The following is a 24,153-nucleotide window of genomic DNA, read 5'->3' on the forward strand; positions in this document are numbered from 1 at the left end:
TACGCACGGCAGTGCCATCAGGACTTGAGACGATAGCCCGTCTTGAAGATCCACGCGACGATCGCCAGAAACACGGCGAGAAACACCGCGGTCATGCCAAGGCTCACGCCGACGTTCACATCGGCGATACCGTAGAAGCTCCAGCGAAAGCCGCTGACCAGATAGACGATCGGATTGAACAGCGTCACGACCTTCCAGAACGGCGGCAACATGTTGACCGCATAGAAACTGCCGCCGAGAAACGTCAGCGGCGTGATGATCAGCAGTGGCACAAGTTGCAACTTCTCGAAGCTATCGGCCCAGATGCCGATGATGAACCCGAACAGACTGAAGGTCACCGCGGTCAGCACGAGAAACAGGATCATCCAGAACGGGTGCTGCACTTGCAACGGCACGAACAGTCCTGCGGTCGCGAGAATGATCAGGCCAAGCAGAATCGATTTCGTCGCCGCCGCGCCCACATAGCTCACGACGATCTCCAGATACGAAACCGGCGCCGACAGCAACTCATAGATCGTCCCGGTGAAGCGCGGAAAGTAAATCCCGAACGATGCGTTCGAAATGCTTTGCGACAGCAACGAGAGCATGATCAATCCCGGCACGATGAACGCGCCGTAACTGATACCGTCCACTTCCTTGATACGCGAACCGATTGCGGCCCCGAACACGACGAAGTAAAGCGAAGTAGAAATCACCGGCGCGATGATGCTTTGCATCAACGTGCGCCATGTGCGCGCCATTTCGAACTTGTAGATCGCGCGAATTGCGTAAAGATTCATTGGTCACCTCGGAGCAGACTGACAAAGATGTCTTCGAGCGAACTTTGCGTGGTATGCAGGTCCTTGAAACGGATGCCGGAATCGTCGAGCGCTTTGAGCAGCGCGATGATGTCGGTGCGGCCGCCGTCGCCTTCATACGTGTAAATCAGTTCGTTGCCGCCGTTCGCGACATCCAGGCCATACCCGGTCAGTGTCGGGGGCACCTGCTCCAACGGACTATCCAGCTGCAACGTCAACTGCTTCTTGCCGAGCTTGCGCATCAGATCCGTTTTCTCTTCGACCAGCATGATCTCGCCCGCGTTGATCACGCCGACGCGGTCGGCCATTTCCTCGGCTTCGTCGATATAGTGGGTAGTGAGAATGATCGTCACGCCGCTCGCGGCGAGCGAGCGCACCAGCTTCCACATGTCGCGCCGCAACTCGACGTCGACACCGGCGGTGGGTTCGTCGAGAAACAGCACGCGCGGTTCATGCGAGAGCGCCTTCGCAATCAGCACGCGCCGCTTCATGCCGCCCGACAGCGTGATGATCTTGCTATTGCGCTTTTCCCACAGCGACAAATCGCGCAATACCTTTTCGACGTAAGCGGGGTTTTTCGGCTTGCCGAACAGTCCGCGGCTGAACGAGACGGTCGCCCAGACGGTTTCGAACGAGTCCGTGGTGAGTTCCTGCGGCACCAGACCGATTAACGAACGCGCGCCACGGTAATCGGCCGCGATGTCGCGGCCGTCCACCGTCACGCTGCCTTCGCTCGCATTGACGATGCCGCAGATGATGCTGATCAGCGTGGTTTTGCCCGCGCCGTTCGGGCCGAGCAAAGCGAAGATTTCTCCGCGGCGGATCGCCAGATTGACGTTTTTGAGTGCGTGAAAACCTGTGGCATAGGTTTTTGAAAGATTCGTAACCGAGACGATTGGCTGCATGGATTCGACGATGGCAGACACCGGGATTGGATTGGAAGGAGGCGGTGCGAACGCGCGACCGCACCCGCAATGTAAATGAAAGAGCGAAAACGTGCAGCGCGCCGTTGTTTTACTTTAAAAACGCGCAGGCTCTGCTCACCCCGCCCTCACGATTGCGCGCACACGAAACTGCTGGCGAGATTCAGATTGCCCGTGCCCACATAACGTGGAAACAGCGGATAGCGGCACAATGGACGCGAGCGCCCGTTGGTCGCGGCGGCAATGTCGGTCGCGGTCAGTGTTTCAGGCGATGCGCCACGCGTCACCCAGTTGTCGAGCGCGCCGAGCAGATCCACCGACGGAATGAACACGCCGCTGCCGTGCTGGAAGCCCGGCACCATATAAAGCCGCATGAACGCGTTGACCTGGTCGATGCCGAAGCGATCGATCAGCGCTTCATAGTAGGCGATCGTCTGATTCGGGCTGATGACTTCGTCGGCGAGGCCTTGCAGCGTGATGAGCTTGCCGCCGCGTGCGATATAGCGCGTCAGGTCGGTGTTCATCGCGCCGATCGTCTGCGACAGCGCGAACAGTTGAGCGCGATATTTCCCCGGATGCTGCGGGTCGAATGTGAGCGAATCGAAACTCGCATCGCGCGCGACGAAATAGCGGATGTAGCCGTCGCCTTGCGCGAACAGGTAGCCGTTGGCCAGGAAGGTCGGCACCGGCAGCCGGCCGGGCTGACGCCCGAGCCCGAGCGTGCTGGTCAGATGGGTACCCTGGAATACGTTGTAGCCGTGATAGCCGCTGACGTCCCACGCCAGCCGGTATGGCAACGACAAACCATCGCGCATCACGAGCAAGGTGGATAGCTGTGCCTCGGTGAGGCATTCATCGTGCGACGGCCTATGCCCGGCGCAGCGCATTGAGGCGACGATTTCCGCTTCGTGCTCGCGGCATGCGGCGACGTCGCTGATGATACCGTCCACCGCGCCGTCGAGCCGGTCGCACACCGCCAGCGTTCGTTGATACACGTGCTCGAGCAACGGCGGTGGAATGAAGCCGCCGCGCGTGGCGTATTCGGCCTGACCGAGTTTCACGCCGAGCAGACGGACGCCGGAAAAATTGAGCGCGGGCGAATTGGCGATCACGCCGTCGTAGTCGTCCGGAAAGCGCTGCATCACCGTGTAGCCTTCGCGCCCGCCGGTCGAACCGCCGGCGAAGTACATCCGTTGTGGCGGCCGGCCATAGGCGCGCGCAATGAGTGCAAGCGCCGCGTCATGCGTCTTCTTCAGATGCGCGTAGCCGAAATTCGTCACCGCTTCGTCGACCAGCCCGAAGATCGCGAGCGACGAATCCCCCACATGACCCGAGTCGTCGCCGAAAGTCGCATAGCCTTGCGCGAGCGGTGCACGATCCGGCGAAAACGGCATCACGCCGGTGCCGCTGACCACCACGCCGTTGTACCCGCCGCCGCCGATCTGCAGCGCGCGGCCATTCCAGCGGCGCGGCAGATTCAGGTCGAAACGGATATCGGGTGTGCTCGCGTTGAGCCCTTTGATGCGGCCGGTGATGCGGCAATATTCGCCGCCTTGCTGATTGCCGGGCGCGGTCGCGCCCACCATCGCCGCGTTTTCGATCTGCGCGCCGGCGGTGGGCATGGCGATGAGTTCGGGCGGCAACACGGCGCCGGCGAATTCCGCGCAACGCATCGCGAGCGGCGCTTCCCTGGGCGCGCCAAACGCCTTGACAACGCTCAGCCATAGCATCGCACTGACGACCGTGATGACCGTGCGGGAAGCTGGTGTGCGCGTGCGGCGCGAACGCGCCCTCATCCGTAACCTGCGCCATTGGCCGCCGTGCGCGACTGCGGCCCTCTCCAGCCGTTCCAGCCGCGCGCGATCATCAGCACGGCGCCGATTGCGACCAGATCACCACCGAGTCCGACCAGCGTACCGCGGAAGCCGTGAAACGTATGCGGCGTCGCCGTATCGACGATCAACGACACCAGCGTGCCGGTGACGAAACACACGAGCCCGGTACGGCCGACCGTCACGACCGCGGGCAGCCGTTGCGCGAGCCACGCGATGCTGCCCGCGCGCACGAATTGCGCAGCGAGCCAGGCAATGACGACGAAGTTAATCACTCGATCCACGGAAAGGTTTTGTTTAAGCGTGCCGGGCAGCGGTTGCGTCAGCACGAAGAGTTTAACAATGGCGAACGCCAGCACCGCGATCGCCGCAACCCACGTGAGCCAGCGTGCGGTGCGGGTCGCGTGAAAGCGTTCGCTAACGGGCTGCACCCGGCACAGAATCCCAAGCACGAACATCAGTTGCCACGCAAACGGATTAAAAGCCCAGTCGGCCACGTCGTCAATGCTGAATAGCGCGGCCAGCGGCCGGGCAAGCGCCCAGATCGCCACACTCAGCCCCAGTGCCATCAGCGGTGAACGGCGCGCCAGCGGCACAGCGAACGGCACGCCCAGCGCGAAGATCAGGTACATGGGCAGCACGCTCGACAGATACGGCTGACGCCGCAGCACGGCGATATCGAGCGTTTCGCGCAGCGGCTGCATGGCGAACGTCGTCCAGCCGGACAGATCGACCATTGGCGGGTTCAGATGCAGCGTCGCGAGAATAGCGCCGGATAATAACGTCAATACGGCGGTCAGCAAGTAGGGGCGATAGATCTGCCAGCAGCGCTTGACGAAACGCATCTGCGCCGCGTTCTCGCCGCGGCCCGCGAGCACTGCCGTATAGGCGGCCGCTGACGCATAGCCGCCGAGAAACACGAACACTTCGGCTGAATCGCACAACGCATAGGCGTGCAGCATCAGGTGAGACAGCGCGCTGCCGGGAATGTGGTCCAGCACGATGACGATCAGCACGATACCGCGGAAGAAATCCACTTCGATCGAGCGTCCACGGCGTGATTCCATTCGGGTTCTCGCAGATGGCGCACGTCCGATGCGCCGGGAGAAGCGGTCTTGCACCGCAATTCTTCATAGGAACACCAAGACAATAGAACGTTCCCGCCGATGCCGTGCACTGCATCGACATGCGCTGACAACCGCCCTTTAAGTGCGCGTGCATTGGCAGCGATCTGAAATTTAGCTGTCGGCGTGTGGTAATGCTGAATTATTCGGCATTCGATCGCGCGGAAAGTTTTGCGGCTTTCAATGGGCAATGCGCGAGACATGCAGGTAATAACCGCCGAAAAAAATCGCTGAATGCGATGCGCGATTTTTTTCGCATTTTTTCATCGTAGGATGGGTTCATGGACGCCTGTGGGACATCGCACGTTCGAGCGATGTCCCCTCTCGACGGCGGCCATTCATGTGGACCGGACACGCCGCCGACCCGATCTTCGATCGGCTGGATCGCTGAGCGTCCTCGCGGCGTCCTCTATTTGCCGTTGCTGACTTTGCCGTCACAATGCGCGCCGGTCCTTCCACTACCGCCCTGAACGGCGACGCCTCGCGCGCTGCTGTTGCTCTGGAAGACGACCACATGAACAACAGGATTGCCGGCTTCGACGGATTGCGCGCGATTGCAGTCCTGATGGTGTTTTTTCAGCACCGCCTGTTTGGCGACATTGGCGAGGTCGGCCATCTCGGCGTATGGATTTTTTTCGCGCTGAGCGGCTTTCTGATTATCGGCATTCTGTCTGCGCAGCGTACGCGCATCGAACGCGGTGCCAGCCGCTTTGCTGCCGAGCTGAAGCGTTTCCTGTTTCGCCGCACGTTGCGCATATTCCCGATTTATTACCTGATGCTGGTGGTGATGTGCGTGCTGATGGCGTTCGGCATGGCGAGTCCCGAACTGGCTGGCGGCATGCCGTTTCATTTCGCTTATCTGTCGAACCTCTGGATCGGCTCGGTGCTGCATTACTGGCCGGGGCGTTACTCGCATCTATGGAGCCTGGCGATCGAGGAGCAGTTTTATCTGGTGTTTGCACCGTTGTTGTTGTTGATCGCTGCGCGCTGGCATCGTGCGGTGTGCCTTGCGATTGTCGCGGTTGGGCTTGCTTCATTGCTGGGGATGCGCGCGGCGCACTGGCAGGAGATCACGATCTATACGCATCCGCTGACTAACTTTTGGCTGCTGGCATTAGGTGGGATTGGAGGCCTGCTGATTGCAGGCAAAGAGAGCCGCTTGCGGGCTGTGCTGGGATATGGTGTGACGCTGTTTATTTTGAGTGTTTGTCTCGTGGGGTTTTGTGCGGCGGAGCCGGTGTGGAGTCGGTTCAGCAGTCCTGCTGAGTTTACTGTTGTTAGTGCTTTGTATGGGGTTTGCATCGCGGCGTTGGTGTGTTCGATTGCTTGTTGCCGGAGTGCTGCGGTGATCGGGTTGCTGGAGACCAGCTGGCTCGTGAGTTTTGGGCGTATCAGTTATGGGTTTTATCTTTATCACAATCTCATTCCGGATTTGACGCGGAATCATCGTGCCGTGGTGTTGTTCGGCGGTGCCGTGCCGGGGTGGGCGCACGCTGTCGGGATTGGTGCTTCGTTTTTTATTTCGTTGGCGATTGCCGGTTTGTCCTGGCGGTGGATTGAGGAACCTCTCCTGAGGTTTAAGGGCCCCAAGGGGGCGGGTGGTGCTGCTGCGCAGGGGGCTCGGCGTGGGTTTGTGGCTCGAAGTGATGCTCCTTGATGTTTGTTTTTGTTTTTGGCGGCGGCATTCTTCTGGGTGCCTACGGCGTTGGGCTTTGCTTTCGTTTTTGTCTACGCGGCGCTTTGGTTGTTCGCTTACGGTGTTGGCCTTTCCTTGATTTCTTAGTGGTTTATTAGCGTCGCCCCTGTGCGGGGCAGGCACTTACTTTCTTTGCCGCCGCAAAGAAAGTAAGCAAAGAAAGCGGCGGCGGATTCAACCGGTCGTTGCAACACCTCTGTTCCAATACGGAAATGGAGAGTGGAGCACGATGGAACGACAAAGAAGACCGTGGTTAAACACGGTGCAGAAGGCCGAAATCTGGAAGCTGTGGCGTGAGGGCGAGTCGCTGAGCGCAATCGCGCGGATGCTCGAGCGCCAGCCGAGTGCGGTTTATCGTGTGGTGAACAGGAACGGCGGGATTGCCCCGGCCGCCCGCACACGATCTGCGCGCGCGCTGACGCTGGCCGAGCGCGAGGAGATATCGCGAGCCCTGGTCGCAGACAGAACGATGGGCCAGATTGCACTGCAACTGGGGCGCTCGAAATCGACCATCAGCCGGGAAATCGCGCGTAACGGCGGCAGCCACAGGTATCGGGCGCACGAGGCCGATGCGAACGCCTGGGAGCGTGCACGGCGGCCGAAGGTGTGTGCGCTGTCGGGCAATGGGCGCCTGCGCCGGCTGGTGGCAGCCAGGCTCAAATTACAATGGGCCCCTGTACAGATAGCGGGGTGGCTCAGGCGCGAGTTCCGGGTCAACAAGGACATGCAGATATCTCACGAGACGATCTACCGGAGCCTGTTCATCCAGGCGCGCGGGGTCCTTAAAAAGGAACTCGTTGAGCATCTTCGTACGAACCGCACGATGCGCCAGGCAAAGAGCGCCTCGGCAAGCGGCCAGAACAGGGGCAGGATAGCCGGGGCAGTGTCGATCAGCGAAAGGCCAGCCGAGGTGGAGGACCGTGCGGTACCGGGCCATTGGGAAGGCGATCTGCTGGCGGGCTCGAACAACACCTACATTGCCACACTGGTGGAGCGGCACTCGCGTTATGTGATGCTGGTCAAGGTGGCAGGCAAGGACACGGCAAGCGTGGTGTCCGCGCTGATCAGGCAGGTGAACAAACTGCCCAAACAACTGCGTGGATCACTGACATGGGACCGCGGCACGGAGATGGCGAGCCACCGGAACTTCACGATTGCCACGGACGTGCAGGTGTATTTCTGCGATCCGCGAAGCCCATGGCAACGGGGCAGCAACGAGAACACGAATGGCCTGCTGCGTCAGTACTTCCCCAAAGGCAAGCCGGTGGACGGCTATTCGCAGGCGGAATTGAACAAGGTCGCCGCGCGCCTGAACGGTCGACCCCGTCAGACCTTGCAATTTATGAACCCTGCTGAAAAACTGGCAGAAACGTTGGGTGTTGCATTGACCGGTTGAATCCGCCGCTTCACACCGCTAATTCTTAAGCGGGTCCCCTGGCTTGGAGGGGATAGTGGAGCATCTGGAATCGGTGTTCTCGCACATTCAGCGCTGGTGACAAGGCAGTCATACTTCCGGCGGCGCTGCGCGCGCCGTAGCGGTACTTCCCAACCCCGATGGGGCGCACGCGCTTCCGGCATCATCCTTCCCGCCTCGCACTGCGTGTTCGCTGGAACGGTCCGCCATGAAAACCAGCGGCTTCGCTTTGGTTTGGTGGGCGCCATCGGCGAGGCGGCGAACTGTGGAAGTGCGAGCCACTTCGCTAAACGAAACGCAGTGGTGGAATTGCGGGTCACTGCGCCGAGCCAAACGCAGCCGCGAGTAACGCTAGCGCAGCAAACGCGAGCCATGACGCTTGAACAACCGCAGGCACCGGAAGCGCCCGACGGTTTTATGAAGTACCGCGTCGGCGCGCGCAGCGCCGCCGGAAGAATGACTGCCTTGTCACCGGCGCGGAGTGTGCGAGAACACCGATTCCAGATGCTCCACTACCTCCTCCAAGCCAGGGGACCCGCTTAAGGGTTAGCGGTGTGAAGCCGCTTTCTTTGCTTACTTTCTTTGCGGCGGCAAAGAAAGTAAGTGCCTGCCCCGCACAGGGGCGACGCTAATAGACCACTAACAAATCAAGGAAAGGCCAACGCCGTAGGCACACAGCCAAAAAGCGCCGCGCAAGGCAACCAGCACAGGGGCGACGCTAATAAACCACTAAGAAATCAAGGAAAGGCCACCGCCGCAGGCACACAACCTCCCGTCACTTGCTCTGTCACCCGGTTCAGGCCGCCGTGCAGCGCCGCACCGCGACACGCGCTTCCCGCTGGAGCCGCTCGAGAAGCATGATGACGCGGCGCCGCTGGCTGGCAACCAGGTCGTGCGTTTCTTCCAGCGCGCGAATGCGCTTTTCCCAATACTCATGGTCTAGCCGCGGTACAGCGCTATCCGCGTCCGCACGCGTCAGATACTGGATCATGCTCTCAAGGTGCTCCAACTGGCTGTCCACCATGCTGGCCGGACGCCTCCCGCCGCACCCCGCGGTCGGTTGATCGTTAGTGCCGTTCATTTTTTTCGTACCCCGTTGATTGGCCAGATGGACGATGCCTGTGGCATTCGCCTCGATGGCGCCGCGCATAGCAAGGCGGCGCTCTTTCCAACGCGCAGTTGCGCTTTCAAAACGGGGCGCGAATACACTGGATTGCCGCGCCACTAGCGAAAACGATCTGCATCTAGTCGTTGGACGATAGCGCGGCTTTTTTGTCAGGCTTTACCATACGTCTCAGTTCCCGGCGGCGAAGCGTTAAAATTGCGCTCACCGCGGCCTCCTTGCCCGAACCGCATGCCACGCTCGTCGCAACGGACCCATGAACCAGTGCTCACAGCCCTATCACCCGGCCGACGCTACCGCTGCTGCAACCGAACCGCGTGCCGCCATCGCGACGAGCCGTTTCAGCACGCACGCGCTGGCGGGCAACGCGCAAATGCTCGCCTGGCGCGAACGCGTGGGCCATGTGGTCGACGTCCTGCCGTCAAAACAACAGATCGCCGAGCGGTTCCGCGGAGAAATCGATAGGTATTCGCTCGATGGAATGATGTTTACTGACTGCCGCACCGACGAGATCGTGCTGGAACGTTCGGTGGCGCGCGTGTCCACCGACCATCGCCGGGACTACGTCTTCCAACTGTTCGTGGAGGGCGAGATCGGCAACGTGACGGGCATGCACAAGAAGCGCAGCGCGCCCGGCTCGGTGCAAGGCATCGTCGCGTTCGATCTGAACCAGCCGTTTCGGGTCGAGCGGCCCGCCTGCCGTCTGCTGAGTCTGTTCTTGCCGGCGTCGATCGTGGAGCAGGAACTTCGCGACGGCGCGTCGATTCATGGCCGCATCCTCCAGCAGGGCTCGCCGCTGACCAGCCTCGTGATGGATCAGATGGCGGCCATCGCCCGGGAAATACCGACGCTCGACCCGGACAGCGCGGCCAACGCGTTAAATGCCGGCGCCCAGCTTCTGATCGCGGCGTTTCGCAAGGAGTCGCGCCTGACGGGCGGAGGCCGCGCCGCGCTCCAAGCCGCGGTAATGGGACAGGTCCGGCGTTACGTCGAAGCGAACCTGCACCAGGGCGACCTCACGCCGACCAGCATCGTTCAGGCGCTGCAACTGAAGCGCGCCACGGTCTACCGCTGGTTCGAGCACGAAGGCGGCCTTGGCGCGTACATTCGCAATCGCAGGTTGCGGGAAGCGGCAGACGAACTGGTCCGTTTCCCGCATCTACAGGTCATGGAAGTTGCTTACGGACTCGGTTTCCAAAGCGCATCGGATTTCACGCGCGCATTTCGCCGCGCCTTCGACATGAGCCCGCACGACATGCGACTGCGCGCGCTGGACCTGCAACATAGCCGTGCGGCGCCGTGATGAAAACCGCCGGCTAAACCGGCCTATTAGACCCTCGAAGACCCTCGATTACGCCGGCGGCTGCGAAGCGTATGCGGCACCCTCAGCCGGCGCCTGCTCGGGAAACCGGTTCAGCGCGACAAGCGTGAGCCCGGTCGCCGCCATCAGATACCACGCCGGGATCATTGGATTGCCCGTCACGTTGATGAGCCATGTGACGAAGAACGGCGAAAACCCGCCGAACACAACGACACCAATACCGTAGATCACAGAAAGGCCTGCCGCGCGCCGATGCGGGGGAAAGGCCTCCATCATCAGCACCGAGTTCGCACCGTCGTTGTTCACCGCCAGCGCGACGTACGCCGTGATGATGACGAGCGCGGCGAGGTCGCCCACGCCATGGGTCAGCATCCAGAAAACGGGCCATGCCGCCGCCATCGATGCCACGAAAAACAGGGACTGGAGCGTCTTGCGGCTCGCGAACCGGTCGGCGGCGCGCCCCATCAACGGGGTCACGACGAAGATCACGAGCCCCGAGAGACAGGCGGTCAACAGGCTGATCGCCGGCGGCCGGTGCAGCGTTCGAACCAGATAGGACGGCATGTAGAACACGGTGACATAGATGCCCACCGAAGTCGCCGCTGTCATCAGAATGCCGCAGACGAGCGGGCGCGTGTGCTCGACGAACAGGCGGCCGGGATTCAGCCGTCCACCCGGCTGCCTCGGGACCGCGGGCATACGGCGGCGCAGATACCAGCCAACCGGGCCGATCAGGCCGCCCAATACGAAAGGAATGCGCCATCCCCAGCTCTGCAAGGCGGCGGGCGACAACAGCGCGGTGGTGCTCGCCGTGACCAGCGCGGCGGCGAAAGCGGCCGCACCCTGGCTCGCGCCACGCCAGCTCACCATGAAACAGCGGTGCCGGTACGCGACCGATTCCATCAGCGAAGCCGCCGCCGGCCCGATCTCCCCGCCTGTCGCGAGCCCCTGCATCAGCCGCGCGAGCACCATCAGCACCGCCGCCGCGGGACCGATCGACGCATAGGTGGGCAGGCACGCGATCAGCCACGTGCCGAGCGTCATGAGCGTGAGCGACACGGCCATGCCGGCCTTGCGGCCGTGGCTGTCGGCGATGTGGCCGATCACGATCGCGCCGAGCGGGCGCATCACAAAGCCGGCGCCGAAGGTGGCAAGCGAGAGCAGCAGCGATGACGCCGGGTTGCCGGACGGAAAGAAAAGATTGCCGATCAGCACGGCCGAAAAGCTGTAAACCGTGAAATCGTACGCAACGAAGCCGTTGCCGATCACGATCGCCACGACAATGCGCCTGAGTTCGGCGCCGGACAGGTTGGTCAGCTTGCCGGTGGCATTGTTGTGCATGGGCGCGGTTGACGGGTTCGTTGGAGTGTTCAGGAAGATTGACGCAAGAAAGATGATCTTTCTGTTTTAACGGCCGGGAAGTGGACGACTTTACCCCGCGCGCCAACAAAAGCGGATCGTGCTAGATTGCACTCACCACGCCTTCAACGGAGTTTCTTGCATGGATACCCGTTCAATTCTGGGCATGATTCACGCCGAAGAGGCTTTACTGGTCTCTATCCTACGGTCGTTGCCACCGGACATCAGGCGCAAGGTCGCCAACGATTTCCAGGAGCAGGTTGAGCTCTCCGAGACGTCGCAGCTGAGCCCGACAAGCGATCGCGAAACGAGCGACGCGTTCAAGGCCCATATCCGAAGAATGTCGATCATGCTGGCGTCGCTGTCTTAGCGAAAAATCGACCGACAACTCGCAATCCCGACGGTCTGCCTGCCGAGTATTTCGACGCGGCGAGGATCGTCGGCGGGGCGGTGAGTCGACGGTTCCGGCGACACCCGCTCATACCCCATCCATATTGCTTCCCGCCTCCTCAACATAGGCAGCAACGAGGCCCACCGCACACTTCGCGAAAGCACGAATCCGGTGAATATGAGAGATTGTGACTTACGACATGAAACGGCGAGCGACCGGACCCGGTCCTCACCCATCCTGTATGAAAACGCACCTTTGCATCGCTCTAGTCACGCTCACCGCGCTGCGCGCGACTCTCTGGTCGACGGTCGCGCACGGCCATGCGCTTGACAGCGAGTTCGACTGCAAATCGAATCCCCACACATTCATTACGTCGCTGGAGGATAGGCAATATATCGATTCGAAGCCGATGCGGGTCGAGCAGAATTCGGTCAACGCGTTTCGGCCGACCCGCGGCAGCGACCTGACGGTGTACGGCTTTCACGTCTATGCCGTCCTCGGTTACGAGCGGGACGACACCATCTTCAAGAAAGGAAGCGGCGATACGATTGCAGTGCCCCTTTATGGTGCCGTGGTGTCGGGGCCGGTCGAGACAGTGGAAACACGCGTGCGCCAGGCCGGCAGCGACGCCATTGTGCATCAGGTGATTCCCATGTTACTCACGGCAATCGTCTGCGATGAGCATCAGGTCGGGCAATGGACACATGAGACGCGTGAGACGCGATAGTCGCAATAGGCGTCCTACGGGCATGCCGCAGGCACGGCAACTGCTACGCATGCGCGCTTCAGGTCTGCGCCATCATCAGGTTGGCGTCGCGCACCAGCAGCCAGCGTCCGTCGGCTTCCTTGCGCAGAATCGTCAGCGTATACCCCGCGCGGCGCACCGCCGCTCCAGCGTCGGCGCCCGACGGCTTGATTGTGATGTCGAGGCGGTTACGCAGGAATGCCCAGTCGCCGAGTACGTTGAGCTCCTGAATCTCGCTATGCGCGTCAATCTCGACTTGCGGCTGCGAATTGATGGCGGCGGCAAACGCTGCTTTGCCAAACGGCTCCTGCCCTGGAACCATGAACACTACGTCGTCGGACATCAGGCTCAGCACGGTGGCGTAATCGCCGTTTTGGCTCGCGCCAAGCCAGGTGTCTACGAGGTTGCGAATCGCGCGTTCGTCGTCTGTCATGTCATCCACCCTTTCATCAAACGTTCAAAAGACACGCTGAATATTGCACCAACGTGGTTGGATAGCCAATTGCAACGCTAGCGGAAACCGTGTCAATGCGCAGATGATTTACAGATGCCGCTTCGCTTCGGCGACAACATGCTTCGCCGTCATGCCGAAGTGTTCGTACAGCGCCTCGGCAGACGCAGAAGCACCGAAGCCGGTCATCCCTACAAAGCCGCCCCGTTCGCCCAGATAGCGGTCCCAGCCGAAACGCAGCGCAGCCTCGATACCGACGCGCACGGTGCCTGAACCCAAGACCGCCGCGCGATAGGCGTCGTCCTGTTCATCGAAGATTTCCCAGCACGGCATCGACACCACAGCGGTTGCTATGCCGTCGTCCTGCAATTGGCTACGCGCCTGCAAGGCCAGCGCCACTTCCGAGCCGGTCGCGAGCAAGGTCACCAGGCGCGGCCCGCCGTGCGCCTCGGCGAGCACGTAGGCGCCGCGTCGCGACAGCAGCTCGGCACTCCGCGTGCGGCGCACCAGCGGCAGCGCCTGGCGCGCGAACACCAGCGTGCTCGGGCCACGCCGATGTTCGAGCGCGAGTGCCCAGCACTCGGCCGCCTCCACCGCATCGGCGGGACGCAGCACGCGCATGTTCGGCATCGCGCGCAACGAAGCGAGTATCTCGACGGGTTGATGCGTCGGGCCGTTCTTGCCGACGCCGATCGAGTCGTGGCTGAACACGAAGTGCACCGGCAGGCCCATCAGCGCAGCCATCCGCATCGCGGGCCGCTGGTAGTCGGAGAACGCCAGATAGGTGACGCTGGTCGCGATGACGCCGCCGTGCGCGGCCATGCCGTTGGCCATTGCACCCATCAGATGTTCGCGCACGCCGCAATGAACATAGGCGCCGCTGCGCTCCTCGGCGGTGAAGGCGTGCAATTGGCGCTTGTGTCCGGTGGGCGCTTCGAGATCGGCGCAACCGACCATGCGCTCCGGCAGCATCGGCACGAGCAGATCGCTGATCTCGCCCGACACCGTGATGCCGGGCTGCGGCTCGTCGCGCTCCGCAACGCGTTGGCGGTAGGCGTCAAGCACATCTCGCCAGCCATCCGGCAACTGGCCGGATTGAACACGCTCGAACTCGGCGCGCTGCGCGTCCGGCAACGCGGCTACGCGCGCTTTCCATGCGCTATGTTCCTGATCGTTGCGCCGTCCGGCCGCGCGCCACGCACTCAATATCTCTTCGGGCACCTCAAATGGCGCATGGGGCCAGCCGAGCTGTTCGCGTGCCGCGTCGGCATCCGCCTGGAACAGCTTGCCGCTATGGCCGCCCCGCTGCCCTGCCAGGCGCGCAATGCCGCGGCCGATGATGGTCCGGCACGCGATCATCGACGGCCGCGGGTCCGTGCGCGCGATCGTCAGCGCCGCCGAGACCGCTTCGAGATCGTGACCATCGACTTCGACAACATGCCAGCCGCCCACGCGGAACCGTGCGCAGACGTCCTCGCTGATCGATAGCGAGGTGCTGCCGTCGTCGGTAATCTGGTTATCGTCCCAGCATAGGATCAGCTTGCCCAGGCGCAGATGCCCGGCCAGCGAAATCATCTCCTGACCGATACCCTCCTGAAGACAGCCGTCGCCGACGAACGCGTACGTGTAGTGATCGACGAGTTCGCTGCCGAATTTTGCCGCGAGGTAGGCTTCGGCGATCGCCATCCCGAACGCGTTCGCGATACCCTGCCCAAGCGGACCGGTGGTGACTTCGATACCGTGCGCCGGTTCGTATTCGGGATGCCCCGCGCAGTGCGAGCCGAGTTCGCGGAAGGTCTTGAGCTGATCCAACCCGATGGCCGCATACCCGGTCAGATACAGCAGCGAATACAGTAGCAGCGACCCGTGACCATTGGACAGCACGAAGCGGTCGCGGTCGGGCCAGGTTGGATCGGAAGGGTTGAATTTCAGATGCCGGGTGAACAGCGCGGTCGCGATTTCGGCCATGCCGAGCGGCACGCCCTGATGACCTTCGCCGGCGCGCAGAATCGCATCGATGGAAAGAAAGCGGATCGCGTCGGCTAGCGGCAACTGGGGCGCTTGCTGTCGATATTGCGTCTGTGCTGCCGCGGCTTGCGGCGATGGCGGAATCGAAGCAAGCGAAGCAATCGGTGCAGCAGGCTGAGCTTCGGTAGTGGACATGACAAAAGGCTCCTCAACGCCGTCCCGCGATGCGAGGCGGCTGCAATCAAAACGAACCAGAAGGAATCAGGCGGAAGAAATCCGCGCCCATGCCGCAACGGCCAAGCGCGTCAAAAGCTCAATGCAGGAAGCCGGTCGAAATCCACGGCACCGCGGCGACCACGATCAACCCGACCATCAGCGCAGCGATGTAGCCGAGAATCGGCTTCATGCCTTCGTCCGGATGAATGCGGCTGACCGCGCACGCCGAGTAGTAGCCGACACCGAACGGCGGCGCGAACAGGCCCACGCCCATCGACAGGATCACGACCATCGCGTAATGCACATCGTGAATACCCATCTGCCGCGCGATCGGAAACATCAGTGGGCCGAACAGCACGATCGCCGGGATGCCCTCGAGCACGCTGCCGAGGATCACGAACACGCAGATCGACGCCGCCATGAACATCGCCGCGCCGCCAGGCAACCCGCCCAAAGTTTGCGCGAGTTGGCCGGAGAAGCCCGATTGCGTCAGTGCCCACGCCATACCGGTCGCCGCGCCAATGATCAGCAGGATCGCGCCGGACAGGGTCGCGGTATCGATCAACATCGGCTTCACGCGCGCCCATTCGAAACGGCGATAGATCAGGAGCCCCGCCAGCACCGCATACGCGATGCCGATCGTGGAGACTTCCGTCGCCGTCGCGATGCCTTCGACCACCGCCGCACGGATCACGAACGGCAGCGCGAGTGCGGGAAACGCGATCACCAGCTTGCGAAGAATCTCGCCACGACTCGCGCGTTTCACCCCCGACAGGTCCTCACGCCGGTAACGCCACTGCACCACCGCGCACAGCGTGATCGCCAGCACGATGCCCGGCAGCATGCCGCCGGTGAAGAGCGCGGAGATCGACACGCCCGTCACCGAGCCGAGCGTAATCAGCACGAGGCTCGGCGGAATCGTTTCGGTCTGCGCGCCGGTTGCGGCCAGTAGCGCGACCAGATCGCCAGGTTTCGCGCCGCGCGCCTTCATCTCCGGAAACAGCACCGGCGCGACCGCCGCCATGTCCGCCGCTTTCGAGCCCGAGATGCCGGACACCAGATACATCGCTCCGACCAACACATACGACAGCCCGCCGCGCACGTGGCCCAGCAGACTCGCGAGGAATGCGATCATCGCCGCGGCCATGCCGGTCATCTCGATCAACTGGCCGAGAAACACGAAGAGCGGTACCGACAACAGGATCAGATGCGACATGCCCTCGTCCATCCGTCCGACCACCACCGGCATCGGCGTGTTGGTCGTCAGCGCGAGGTAGCCGAAGGTGGCGAGCCCGAACGAGAAGGCGATCGGCACGCCGCTCAGCACACCGAGCGCCACCAGTCCGACAAAAAAGATCAGCAGGTTGATATTGCCGAGATCGCGCAACAGCGGGCCGAGCGCGATGAAGCCGCCAACCAGCGCGCCGACCGTCGCGAGCGCAGCCAGCGTCAGACGCCAGTTGCCCATGAGAGCAAGCCGCACCACGGCGACCAGCAACATCAGCGCCGAACCGACCGGCAACGCGGCGGCGCGCCACGAATTCGACAGTTCGAGCGCCGGCGTGGTGATGAACGACTCGTCCTGCGCGAAGCTGATCGCCGGACCGATCACCATCGCGAGGAACGCGATCGGCGCGGCGATCGCGACCACATCGAGAAAGGCACGGACGCCCGGCGGCGCCATGCCGACCAGCGCCGTCATCCGCATATGCTCGCCGCGCCGCAACGCGATTACCGCGCCGAGCATCGCGAGCCACAGGAACAGCATCGACGCGAGTTCATCGGACCAGACGAGCGGCGCGTGCAGCAGGTAACGGCTCGTCACGCCGGCCAGCAGCACGACGATTTCCGCGAGCACCAGCAAGGCCGCGGGAATCTCCACCAGATGGCCGAGCGCCGAATCGAGCGCGCAGGCGAACCGATGCTGCGCCTCGTGCGAATAGGAGATCGTGATCATCGCCTTACCCCAGTTTCCCGACGGACTTCTCCAGCAGACCCCAAGCCTCGTCGCCGTACTTCGCCTTCCAGTCGTGGTAGAAGCTCGTCCTGGCAAGTGCGGCGCGGAACGCCTCCCGGTCGACGTCGATGAAGGTAATGCCCTTCGTTTTCAGATCGTCGCGCAACGAGTTGCTCAACTTCGCGATGTCGGCGCGTTGCAGTAACGCGGCCTTTTCGAATTCGCGCGTGACGATCGTGCGGATGTCGGCCGGCAAGCGCTCCCACGCTGCGCGGTTGCCGAGAATCCAGTAGCCGTCCCACACGTGCGATGTGAGGCTGATGTACTTCTGCACCTCGTAGAGCTTGGCGGTGGCGATGATCGGCAGCGGATTCTCCTGGCCTTCGACCACGCCGGTTTGCAGCGCCGAATACAGTTCGTTGAAATTGATCGGCGCCGGTCCCGCTTCGAGCGCCTTGAACAGCGACGTCAGCATCGGCGCTTGCGGGACGCGAATCTTGAACCCCTTCAGATCGGCCGGCGTGCGCAGCGCACGCGTCGATGAACTGATCTGCCGGAAGCCGTTGTCCCAAACGCGGCTCACCGAAACGATGCCCGACTTGCCGATCTGCGCGCGGATGTAGTTGCCCAGATCGCCATCCATTGCCTTCCACACCGCGTCGTAGTCCTTGAACGCGAAGCCGGTGTTGACGATGCCGGCGGCGGGCGTCAGCGTCGCCAGAATCGACGACGCCTGGTTGAAGAACTCGACGCCGCCATTGCGTACCTGCGACAGCAGATCGGTATCGGAGCCGAGCTGGTTCTGCGGAAACAGCTTGATGTCGAGGCGGCCGTTGGTCGCTTCGCGGATCTGATTGATCGCCTCCTGGGCGCGGATGTTGACCGGATGGGTCGGGTCCTGGCCAGTAGCAAGCTTGTACGAGAACTCGGGGGCCGCCACGGCGCGCCGCGAGACGCTCCACAACGGCGCGGCGGCGGACAAGGTCGCGCCGGCCTTCAGAAAGGTGCGGCGGCTGATGCCCTTCGGGGCGTTCGAACGGGTAGTCATGGTGTCTTCCTCCAATCCTGGATCGCGCGTCGTTATGGTTTTCGAATCTGAACCATGGCGGCTGCACGTGTCGCGCGCCATGGCGTCCTGTTCTCTACTACTGGGTCTCCATCGCCGCCGTCGGCCTCCCGCCAGACGGCCCGTCCTGCCGTAGGGCGTCAGCCGTGAATCAGCATGCCGCCGTTCACGTCGATCACCGCGCCGGTGATATACGACGACAGGTCCGACGCGAGGAACAGGAATGCGCCGGCCACATCGTCGGGCACCCCCAGGCGATTGAGCGGAATGCCGGCGAGGATTTCGCCGCGCTTGTCGTCGCTGATCTTGCCGGCGTTGATGTCGGTCTGGATCAGGCCGGGCGTCACGCAGTTCACGCGAATGCCGTCGTTGCCGAGTTCGCGCGCCATCGCTTTCGCCAGACCCAGCACGCCGGCCTTCGCCGCCGAGTAATGCGGGCCGCCGAGAATGCCGCCGCCGCGCTGCGCCGACACCGACGACATGCAGCCGATCGAGCCGCTCTTCTGCTTTTTCATCTGCGGGACGATCGCTTGCGACAGGTACAGCACGCCGCGCAGGTTGACGTCGAGGATACGGTCCCAGCTCTGCGGGTCGATATCGAGCAGTTTGGCGGCCTGGGTGATGCCGGCATTGTTGATCAGCACGTCGATCGAACCGAAATCGGCGACGGTGCGTTCGACGGCGGCCTGACATGCGCCACGATCCGTGACGTTGCATGCGTAGCCGCGATGCTCGGGCCCGATCGACGCAGCGGCTTCTACTGCCGCGGTTTCGTCGAGATCGAAGATGGCGACGCGCGCGCCATGTGCGGCGAACTTGCGGGCGGTCGCCATACCGATACCGCGCGGCGACGCGCCGCCGGAAATGACGGCGACCTTGCCGTCGAGAAGACGTGATGCTGACATGATGCGGATCTCCTGAATAGGGTGCTTATGGTTTGCTACGTTGTCCGGTGTTGGCTATCGGTGACTATGTGTCAGCGGCCGCTATCGCAGCCAGCCTTTGATCGTGTCGCACATGGCCTGGGTGGAAATGCCGTAACGGTCGTGCAAGGTCGGCAGCGCACCTGCATCGAGAAACGCGTCGGGCAGGCCGATCTGACGGAACGGCGGCGTGACGCCGTTGGTCAGCAGCACCGTGGCGACCGCCTCGCCCAGCCCGCCGATCACCGTATGGTTCTCCGCCACCACGACGAGGCGCCCCGGACGGCGCGCTTCGCGCAGCAGCGTAACGGTGTCGAGCGGTTTGATAGTCGGCACATGCAGCACGCCCACGTCGACGCGATCGGCGGCCAGCGCCCTGGCCGTTTCCAGCGCGCGCATCGTCATGATCCCCGACGAGACGATCAGCACCTCAGCGCCGTCGCGCAGCAGTTTGGCCTTGCCGAGTTCGAACTGATAGTCGTATTCGTCGAGCACGACCGGCACGTTGCCGCGCAACAACCGCGCGTAGACCGGCCCGCGATGATCCGCGATCGCCGGCACCATCTGCTCGATTTCGAGCGCGTCGCACGGGTCGATCACCGTCAGGTTCGGCATCGCGCGGAACAGCGCGAGATCCTCGGCCGCCTGGTGGCTCGGACCGTAGCCAGTCGTGAGCCCGGGCAATGCACAGACGATCTTGACGTCTAGGTCGTCCTCGGCAATCGCCTGATGGATGAAGTCATAGGCACGGCGCGCCGCAAACACTGCATACGTCGTCACGAACGGCTGCGCGCCTTCATGCGCCATGCCGGCGGCGGCGCCCATCAGCAGTTGCTCGGCCATGCCCATCTGGTAATAGCGCTCGGGATATTCCTTCGCGAACAGATGCAGGTCGGTGTACTTGCCGAGATCGGCGGTCATGCCGACCACTTCGGGCCGGTTGCGCGCCAGTTCGACCAGCGCGTGACCGAATGGGGCCGAGCGGGTGATCTGCCCTTCGCCCGCGATCGACGCGATCATCGCCGAAGTCTTCAGGCGCGGTTTCGGTGCGGCGGCGCTCATACGTTTCTCCCGGCTTCCAGCGCCTGCAACGCGAGTTGCCACTCGTGCGCATCGACGCGAATAAAGTGGTTCTTCTCACGTGCTTCGAGAAACGGCACGCCACAGCCCATCCGCGTATCGCAGACGATCATCCGGGGTTGCGCTTCAGGATGCGCGCGTGCTGCATCGAACGCGGCGACTACCGCCGCGAGATCGTTGCCATCAATGCGCTGCACGAACCAGCCGAACGCTTCGAGCTTCTCGACGAGCGGTTCGAACGCCATGATCTTCGACGACGGCCCGTCGGCCTGCTGGTTGTTGACGTCGACCATCGCGATCAGGTTGTCCAACTGCCAATGGGCGGCAGACATGAGCCCTTCCCATACGGCACCTTCGTCGAGTTCGCCATCGGAGAACAGCGTGTAGACAAACGCGTCCGAACCCGTGCGTTTCAGGCCAAGACAACGGCCGACCGCAATCGTCAGTCCTTGCCCGAGCGAGCCGCCGGACATCTCCATGCCGGGCGTGTAGCTCGCCATGCCCGACATCGGCAGGCGGCTGTCGTCGCTGCCATAGGTCTCCAGTTCTTCGTCGGCGATGATGCCGGCCTCGATCAGCGCGGCGTACAGCGCGATCGCGTAATGGCCGTTGGATAACAGGAAGCGGTCGCGACCTTCCCACTCGGGGTCGTCGGCGCGATAGCGCATGGCACGGAAGTAAGCGACGGCCAGCACGTCGGCGATATCGAGCGCCTGGCCGATATAGCCCTGCCCTTGCACTTCGCCCATGCGCAGCGCGTTACGGCGGATCTGGTAGGCATGCTCCGCGAGCTTCGTGTACGGCGCGGTTTCGCTGGTGTTCACTTTTTGTCTCCTGTCGATCGGAGTTCGCGCTTTAGCGCGTTACTCCGGTCCCATGCAACATAGTTGCGCATGGGTCGCTTTGTGGCATGGGCCGCGTCGATGCCGCTGCCAGTGATTCAAGCGTAATCTCCCGCCCGCAAGTGCTCAAACGAATTAAGATGGTCAATGGATGAATTCAATTCACCTTGATGCTGCCATGCACAATCGCGTCACTCTCAAGTCGATACAGGCATTCGAAGCCGCCGCGCGGCTCTCGTCGTTCGCGCTCGCAGCAGAGGAACTGTTCGTGACACCCTCCGCCATCAGCCATCAAATCAAGCTGCTCGAAGAGCAATTGGCCATCCGCCTGTTTCATCGGCTGCATCGCACGGTGATCCTGACGGACTCCGGGCGGCAATACGCTGAGGAAATCACGTCGGCGTTCGCGCGAATCGACGCGGCGACCCGCGAGATCGGCCGGGTCGCGAAGAGCGACATCCTCACGATCCATTCCACGCCGAGCTTTGCGACCCAATGGCTGATGCCGCGCATTGCACGGTTCAGCGCGGCGCATCCGGATATCGATGTACGTTTGAACGCGTCGACAGAGGCGGTGAACCTGATCTCGGAGGCGGTCGATATCGACATCCGCTATGGGCTGCGCAAATTGCAGCCGGCCGGCACGATGGTGCTCGAATTGCCGCCCGAGACGATCGTGCCGCTGTGCGCGCCGGCGCTGATGGCGAGCGAGCACCCGCTGCGCAGCGTGGCCGACTTGCAGCACCATCCGTTGATTCACAGCGAAGGTTGTCTGGTCGGCTGGCGTGACTGGATGCGTCAGCATCGCAAGACGCGGCTCGACATCAGCCGCGGGCCGCGCTTCGATCGCTCGTTCATGGCGATCAGCGCGGCGGTCGACGGCCTCGGGGTTTGCCTCGAGAGCCTGCTTCTTGCGCAACGCGAACTGGAAACTGGCCGGCTGGTCGCGCCATTCGGCTTTGAAGGATTAAACGTGCATGGATACACGCTGAACCTGTTGAAATCGCGGGCGGAATTGCCGAAGCTGCATAGCTTCCAGGATTGGCTGTTTGCCGAACTGCAGAAATGACAAAATGAAACGCTTCGAATTGCTGGCCACCACCATGGCCGACGAAATCCGCTCGGGTAGCCGTCCCGTCGGCTCTCGCATGCCCTCGCTGAGACAACTCACGACGCAGCACGGCGTCAGCCAGTCGACCGTGTTTCGCGCCTACTATCTTCTTGAAGAGTGGGGCTTGATCCGGGCACGCGAGCGCTCCGGCTACTACGTGGCGCCGGGCGCAGCGCTTGAACAGCGGCAGACGCCACGTCCGCCTCCAGTTCTGGAGTCGGCCAAGGTCGAAATCAGCGACCTGGTCTTTTCGGTGCTCGAGGCGGCGAAGCACCCGGACATCGTTCCCTTGGGCTCGGCGTTTCCCTCACCACAGCTTTTTCCACTTCAGCGCCTCGCCAAATCGCTCGGGCATGCAAGCCGTTTGATCAGTCCGTGGAGTACGGTGGTCGACCTTCCCCCGGGAAACGAGCCACTGCGCCGCCAGATTTCGCTGCGGTACATGGGGATGGGCATTGCCCAGCCGATGGAGGAGATTGTCGTCACCAATGGCGCGCCGGAAGCACTCAACCTGTGTTTGATGGCGGTGACGCGTCCGGGAGACGTCGTGGCAGTCGAGTCACCAGGGTTTTACGCGGCGCTGCAAGCCATTGAGCGCCTCGATCTCCGGGCGGTGGAGATTCCGGTCGACCCTGTTTCAGGCGTCGATTTGCAAGCGCTGGCGGATGCCTTCGACAAGCACCCCATTCGGGCGTGCTGGTTCATGACCAACTTTCAGAATCCGACCGGCGCGGCGATGTCGCAGGAAAAGAAGAAAGCGCTGGTCGAACTGCTTGCACAGCATGATGTGCCGCTCATCGAGGACGATGTGTACGGCGAACTGCACCATGCACCGACGTACCCTCTGCCTGCCATGGCCTTTGACAAAAAAGGGCTCGTGATGCACTGCAGTTCGTTTTCAAAGACGCTCGCACCCGGATACCGCATCGGGTGGGTGGCGGCAGGCCGTTTCGCCGACAAGGTGCAGCGCCTGAAGTTGATGACCACTTTATCGGCCAGCATTCCGGCCCAGGCGGGGATAGCGGACTATCTTCAGCACGGCGGGTACGACAAGCATCTACGGAAACTGCGCGGCGCGTTTCGCAGCCAGCTCGCCGCGATGGATACCGCGCTACGCCGCTGGATGCCAGACGATGCGCATTGGACGCGACCGTCCGGAGGCTATTTTCTGTGGGTTCGACTTCCATCGCGTGTCGACGCGATGAAATTACACCGCCTCGCGATAGAGAACGGTATCAGCATCGCACCGGGGCCGGTTTTCTCCGCGAGGCACGCGTTCCGCGACCACGTCCGTTTGAATTTCGGCCATCCGTGGAGCGACAGAATGGAGAACGCTGTCAAAACGCTGTGCTCGCTGCTTGAACGTGCCGGCGAATGAACAACCCCATCAATGCGCCACGTTGACCGCAAGCTTCGCGAGGGCAAACAGCGTCGCGCCGAACCCGCCGGCGAGCACGACTGCGACTAGCGGCAACAAGGGCAGCTTGACGGCCGCGATGTCGGATTGATGCGAAGCGCCCCGGCGAACGCCAAAGAAACTCCACAGCACGATTCGCGTCATTTTCAACAGGTTCATGGCATCACCCCCTCAAGGCTGGATTGCTTCATCTCAAGCCATAGTTTGAGCCGGGCAGGCCGCGCAAAACAGTAGCAGTTGCGAACAATTCTGACGCAGCAGTCTCCCCTCCTGCTACCGCCGGCAACAGCCGCGACCTCGCTCGCCATCTGCTAGCGCGTTTTAGTCGGCATCTGCTACTTTTCGGCGACCGCCCCTGCGTCTATCTTTGCCCCCTGACCAGGCTTGGCTTCACGAC

Annotated in this window: 21 protein-coding genes; 7 read left to right on the forward strand and 14 right to left on the reverse strand. The window is 62.4% G+C overall.

The genetic code is table 11. The features are described 5' to 3' along the window. Window positions 1-17: 17 nt before the first annotated feature. The 4 genes from WN982_RS32990 to WN982_RS33005 form a co-directional block, all read right to left on the reverse strand. A complete protein-coding gene (locus WN982_RS32990) occupies window positions 18-779 on the reverse strand; it encodes an ABC transporter permease (protein ID WP_341316213.1) in 762 nt (253 codons plus the stop codon). Further along, window positions 776-1,702 (reverse strand): ABC transporter ATP-binding protein, encoded by a 927-nt coding sequence (locus tag WN982_RS32995; RefSeq protein WP_341316214.1) that lies wholly within the window; start codon window positions 1,700-1,702, stop codon window positions 776-778. The genes WN982_RS32990 and WN982_RS32995 overlap by 4 nt, the downstream gene beginning before the upstream one ends. Window positions 1,703-1,848: 146 nt before the next feature. Further along, the gene (locus tag WN982_RS33000) at window positions 1,849-3,450 is read right to left on the reverse strand and encodes a tannase/feruloyl esterase family alpha/beta hydrolase (RefSeq protein WP_341319494.1); all 1,602 of its coding nucleotides are present in this window, start codon (window positions 3,448-3,450) and stop codon (window positions 1,849-1,851) included. 62 nt (window positions 3,451-3,512) lie between these two features. Further along, window positions 3,513-4,619, reverse strand: coding sequence for an OpgC domain-containing protein (locus WN982_RS33005; protein WP_341316215.1), 1,107 nt, complete (start codon window positions 4,617-4,619; stop codon window positions 3,513-3,515). Between the two features lie 571 nt (window positions 4,620-5,190). Between WN982_RS33005 and WN982_RS33010 the strand changes: the two genes are divergently transcribed. Both WN982_RS33010 and WN982_RS33015 read left to right on the forward strand, forming a co-directional pair. Next, window positions 5,191-6,333 (forward strand): acyltransferase, encoded by a 1,143-nt coding sequence (locus WN982_RS33010; protein WP_341316216.1) that lies wholly within the window; start codon window positions 5,191-5,193, stop codon window positions 6,331-6,333. Between the two features lie 268 nt (window positions 6,334-6,601). Beyond that, window positions 6,602-7,768, forward strand: a complete 1,167-nt coding sequence (locus tag WN982_RS33015) for an IS30 family transposase (RefSeq protein ID WP_341315730.1) — start codon at window positions 6,602-6,604, stop codon at window positions 7,766-7,768. A gap of 814 nt (window positions 7,769-8,582) precedes the next feature. Here the strand turns inward: WN982_RS33015 and WN982_RS33020 are convergent. Next, entirely contained in the window at window positions 8,583-8,936 is a 354-nt protein-coding gene (locus WN982_RS33020; RefSeq protein ID WP_341316217.1) for a hypothetical protein, read from the reverse strand. Window positions 8,937-9,165: 229 nt separating this feature from the next. On the opposite strand from WN982_RS33020, the gene WN982_RS33025 reads away from it, so the two are divergent. Continuing rightward, the gene (locus tag WN982_RS33025) at window positions 9,166-10,212 is read left to right on the forward strand and encodes an AraC family transcriptional regulator (RefSeq protein WP_341316218.1); all 1,047 of its coding nucleotides are present in this window, start codon (window positions 9,166-9,168) and stop codon (window positions 10,210-10,212) included. A 48-nt stretch (window positions 10,213-10,260) separates the two neighbouring features. Here WN982_RS33025 and WN982_RS33030 read toward each other — a convergent pair whose 3' ends face one another. Beyond that, window positions 10,261-11,571 carry an MFS transporter gene (locus WN982_RS33030; RefSeq protein ID WP_341316219.1) on the reverse strand — a complete coding sequence of 437 codons (1,311 nt, stop codon included), beginning with the start codon at window positions 11,569-11,571 and terminating at the stop codon, window positions 10,261-10,263. A gap of 160 nt (window positions 11,572-11,731) precedes the next feature. Here WN982_RS33030 and WN982_RS33035 point away from each other — a divergent pair, with 160 nt between their 5' ends. Together WN982_RS33035 and WN982_RS33040 are read left to right on the forward strand one after the other, a co-directional pair. Beyond that, window positions 11,732-11,959, forward strand: coding sequence for a hypothetical protein (locus WN982_RS33035; protein ID WP_341316220.1), 228 nt, complete (start codon window positions 11,732-11,734; stop codon window positions 11,957-11,959). A 262-nt stretch (window positions 11,960-12,221) separates the two neighbouring features. Further along, a complete protein-coding gene (locus WN982_RS33040) occupies window positions 12,222-12,707 on the forward strand; it encodes a hypothetical protein (protein WP_341316221.1) in 486 nt (161 codons plus the stop codon). Between the two features lie 58 nt (window positions 12,708-12,765). Here the strand turns inward: WN982_RS33040 and WN982_RS33045 are convergent, their stop codons facing one another. The 7 genes from WN982_RS33045 to WN982_RS33075 all read right to left on the reverse strand — a co-directional run bounded on the left by WN982_RS33045 (window position 12,766) and on the right by WN982_RS33075 (window position 21,210). After that, entirely contained in the window at window positions 12,766-13,158 is a 393-nt protein-coding gene (locus WN982_RS33045; RefSeq protein WP_341316222.1) for an SgcJ/EcaC family oxidoreductase, read from the reverse strand. A 108-nt stretch (window positions 13,159-13,266) separates the two neighbouring features. Beyond that, window positions 13,267-15,339, reverse strand: coding sequence for a transketolase (gene tkt, locus WN982_RS33050; RefSeq protein ID WP_341316223.1), 2,073 nt, complete (start codon window positions 15,337-15,339; stop codon window positions 13,267-13,269). 118 nt (window positions 15,340-15,457) lie between these two features. Then, window positions 15,458-17,317, reverse strand: coding sequence for a TRAP transporter large permease subunit (locus WN982_RS33055; protein ID WP_341316224.1), 1,860 nt, complete (start codon window positions 17,315-17,317; stop codon window positions 15,458-15,460). 4 nt (window positions 17,318-17,321) lie between these two features. Then, window positions 17,322-18,365: a TRAP transporter substrate-binding protein gene (locus tag WN982_RS33060; RefSeq protein ID WP_341316225.1), complete on the reverse strand. Its 1,044-nt coding sequence runs from the start codon at window positions 18,363-18,365 to the stop codon at window positions 17,322-17,324. Window positions 18,366-18,523: 158 nt separating this feature from the next. Further along, a complete protein-coding gene (locus WN982_RS33065) occupies window positions 18,524-19,288 on the reverse strand; it encodes an SDR family NAD(P)-dependent oxidoreductase (RefSeq protein ID WP_341316226.1) in 765 nt (254 codons plus the stop codon). Window positions 19,289-19,369: 81 nt separating this feature from the next. Continuing rightward, window positions 19,370-20,368, reverse strand: coding sequence for a transketolase family protein (locus WN982_RS33070; RefSeq protein WP_341316227.1), 999 nt, complete (start codon window positions 20,366-20,368; stop codon window positions 19,370-19,372). Continuing rightward, window positions 20,365-21,210 (reverse strand): transketolase, encoded by an 846-nt coding sequence (locus WN982_RS33075; RefSeq protein ID WP_341316228.1) that lies wholly within the window; start codon window positions 21,208-21,210, stop codon window positions 20,365-20,367. Before WN982_RS33075 ends, WN982_RS33070 begins: the two co-directional genes overlap by 4 nt. A gap of 169 nt (window positions 21,211-21,379) precedes the next feature. Between WN982_RS33075 and gcvA the strand changes: the two genes are divergently transcribed. Both gcvA and WN982_RS33085 read left to right on the forward strand, forming a co-directional pair. Then, window positions 21,380-22,297 (forward strand): transcriptional regulator GcvA, encoded by a 918-nt coding sequence (gene gcvA / locus WN982_RS33080; protein WP_341316229.1) that lies wholly within the window; start codon window positions 21,380-21,382, stop codon window positions 22,295-22,297. A 4-nt stretch (window positions 22,298-22,301) separates the two neighbouring features. After that, window positions 22,302-23,717: a PLP-dependent aminotransferase family protein gene (locus WN982_RS33085; RefSeq protein WP_341316230.1), complete on the forward strand. Its 1,416-nt coding sequence runs from the start codon at window positions 22,302-22,304 to the stop codon at window positions 23,715-23,717. 9 nt (window positions 23,718-23,726) lie between these two features. Here the strand turns inward: WN982_RS33085 and WN982_RS33090 are convergent, their stop codons facing one another. Then, entirely contained in the window at window positions 23,727-23,915 is a 189-nt protein-coding gene (locus tag WN982_RS33090; protein WP_341316231.1) for a DUF2970 domain-containing protein, read from the reverse strand. Between the last annotated feature and the right edge of the window lie 238 nt (window positions 23,916-24,153).

It is taken from the genome of Paraburkholderia sp. IMGN_8 (assembly GCF_038050405.1).
Classification (GTDB): Bacteria; Pseudomonadota; Gammaproteobacteria; order Burkholderiales; family Burkholderiaceae; genus Paraburkholderia.

What these genes read in the sequence shown, in the direction of transcription:
- WN982_RS32990 (WP_341316213.1), bottom strand. Translation starts at nt 779, where the DNA reads ATGAATCTTTACGCAATTCGCGCGATCTACAAGTTCGAAATGGCGCGC.
- WN982_RS32995 (WP_341316214.1), bottom strand. Translation starts at nt 1,702, where the DNA reads ATGCAGCCAATCGTCTCGGTTACGAATCTTTCAAAAACCTATGCCACA.
- WN982_RS33000 (WP_341319494.1), bottom strand. Translation starts at nt 3,450, where the DNA reads ATGCTATGGCTGAGCGTTGTCAAGGCGTTTGGCGCGCCCAGGGAAGCG.
- WN982_RS33005 (WP_341316215.1), bottom strand. Translation starts at nt 4,619, where the DNA reads ATGGAATCACGCCGTGGACGCTCGATCGAAGTGGATTTCTTCCGCGGT.
- WN982_RS33010 (WP_341316216.1), top strand. Translation starts at nt 5,191, where the DNA reads ATGAACAACAGGATTGCCGGCTTCGACGGATTGCGCGCGATTGCAGTC.
- WN982_RS33015 (WP_341315730.1), top strand. Translation starts at nt 6,602, where the DNA reads ATGGAACGACAAAGAAGACCGTGGTTAAACACGGTGCAGAAGGCCGAA.
- WN982_RS33020 (WP_341316217.1), bottom strand. Translation starts at nt 8,936, where the DNA reads ATGCGCGGCGCCATCGAGGCGAATGCCACAGGCATCGTCCATCTGGCC.
- WN982_RS33025 (WP_341316218.1), top strand. Translation starts at nt 9,166, where the DNA reads ATGAACCAGTGCTCACAGCCCTATCACCCGGCCGACGCTACCGCTGCT.
- WN982_RS33030 (WP_341316219.1), bottom strand. Translation starts at nt 11,571, where the DNA reads ATGCACAACAATGCCACCGGCAAGCTGACCAACCTGTCCGGCGCCGAA.
- WN982_RS33035 (WP_341316220.1), top strand. Translation starts at nt 11,732, where the DNA reads ATGGATACCCGTTCAATTCTGGGCATGATTCACGCCGAAGAGGCTTTA.
- WN982_RS33040 (WP_341316221.1), top strand. Translation starts at nt 12,222, where the DNA reads ATGAAAACGCACCTTTGCATCGCTCTAGTCACGCTCACCGCGCTGCGC.
- WN982_RS33045 (WP_341316222.1), bottom strand. Translation starts at nt 13,158, where the DNA reads ATGACAGACGACGAACGCGCGATTCGCAACCTCGTAGACACCTGGCTT.
- tkt (WP_341316223.1), bottom strand. Translation starts at nt 15,339, where the DNA reads ATGTCCACTACCGAAGCTCAGCCTGCTGCACCGATTGCTTCGCTTGCT.
- WN982_RS33055 (WP_341316224.1), bottom strand. Translation starts at nt 17,317, where the DNA reads ATGATCACGATCTCCTATTCGCACGAGGCGCAGCATCGGTTCGCCTGC.
- WN982_RS33060 (WP_341316225.1), bottom strand. Translation starts at nt 18,365, where the DNA reads ATGACTACCCGTTCGAACGCCCCGAAGGGCATCAGCCGCCGCACCTTT.
- WN982_RS33065 (WP_341316226.1), bottom strand. Translation starts at nt 19,288, where the DNA reads ATGTCAGCATCACGTCTTCTCGACGGCAAGGTCGCCGTCATTTCCGGC.
- WN982_RS33070 (WP_341316227.1), bottom strand. Translation starts at nt 20,368, where the DNA reads ATGAGCGCCGCCGCACCGAAACCGCGCCTGAAGACTTCGGCGATGATC.
- gcvA (WP_341316229.1), top strand. Translation starts at nt 21,380, where the DNA reads ATGAATTCAATTCACCTTGATGCTGCCATGCACAATCGCGTCACTCTC.
- WN982_RS33085 (WP_341316230.1), top strand. Translation starts at nt 22,302, where the DNA reads ATGAAACGCTTCGAATTGCTGGCCACCACCATGGCCGACGAAATCCGC.
- WN982_RS33090 (WP_341316231.1), bottom strand. Translation starts at nt 23,915, where the DNA reads ATGAACCTGTTGAAAATGACGCGAATCGTGCTGTGGAGTTTCTTTGGC.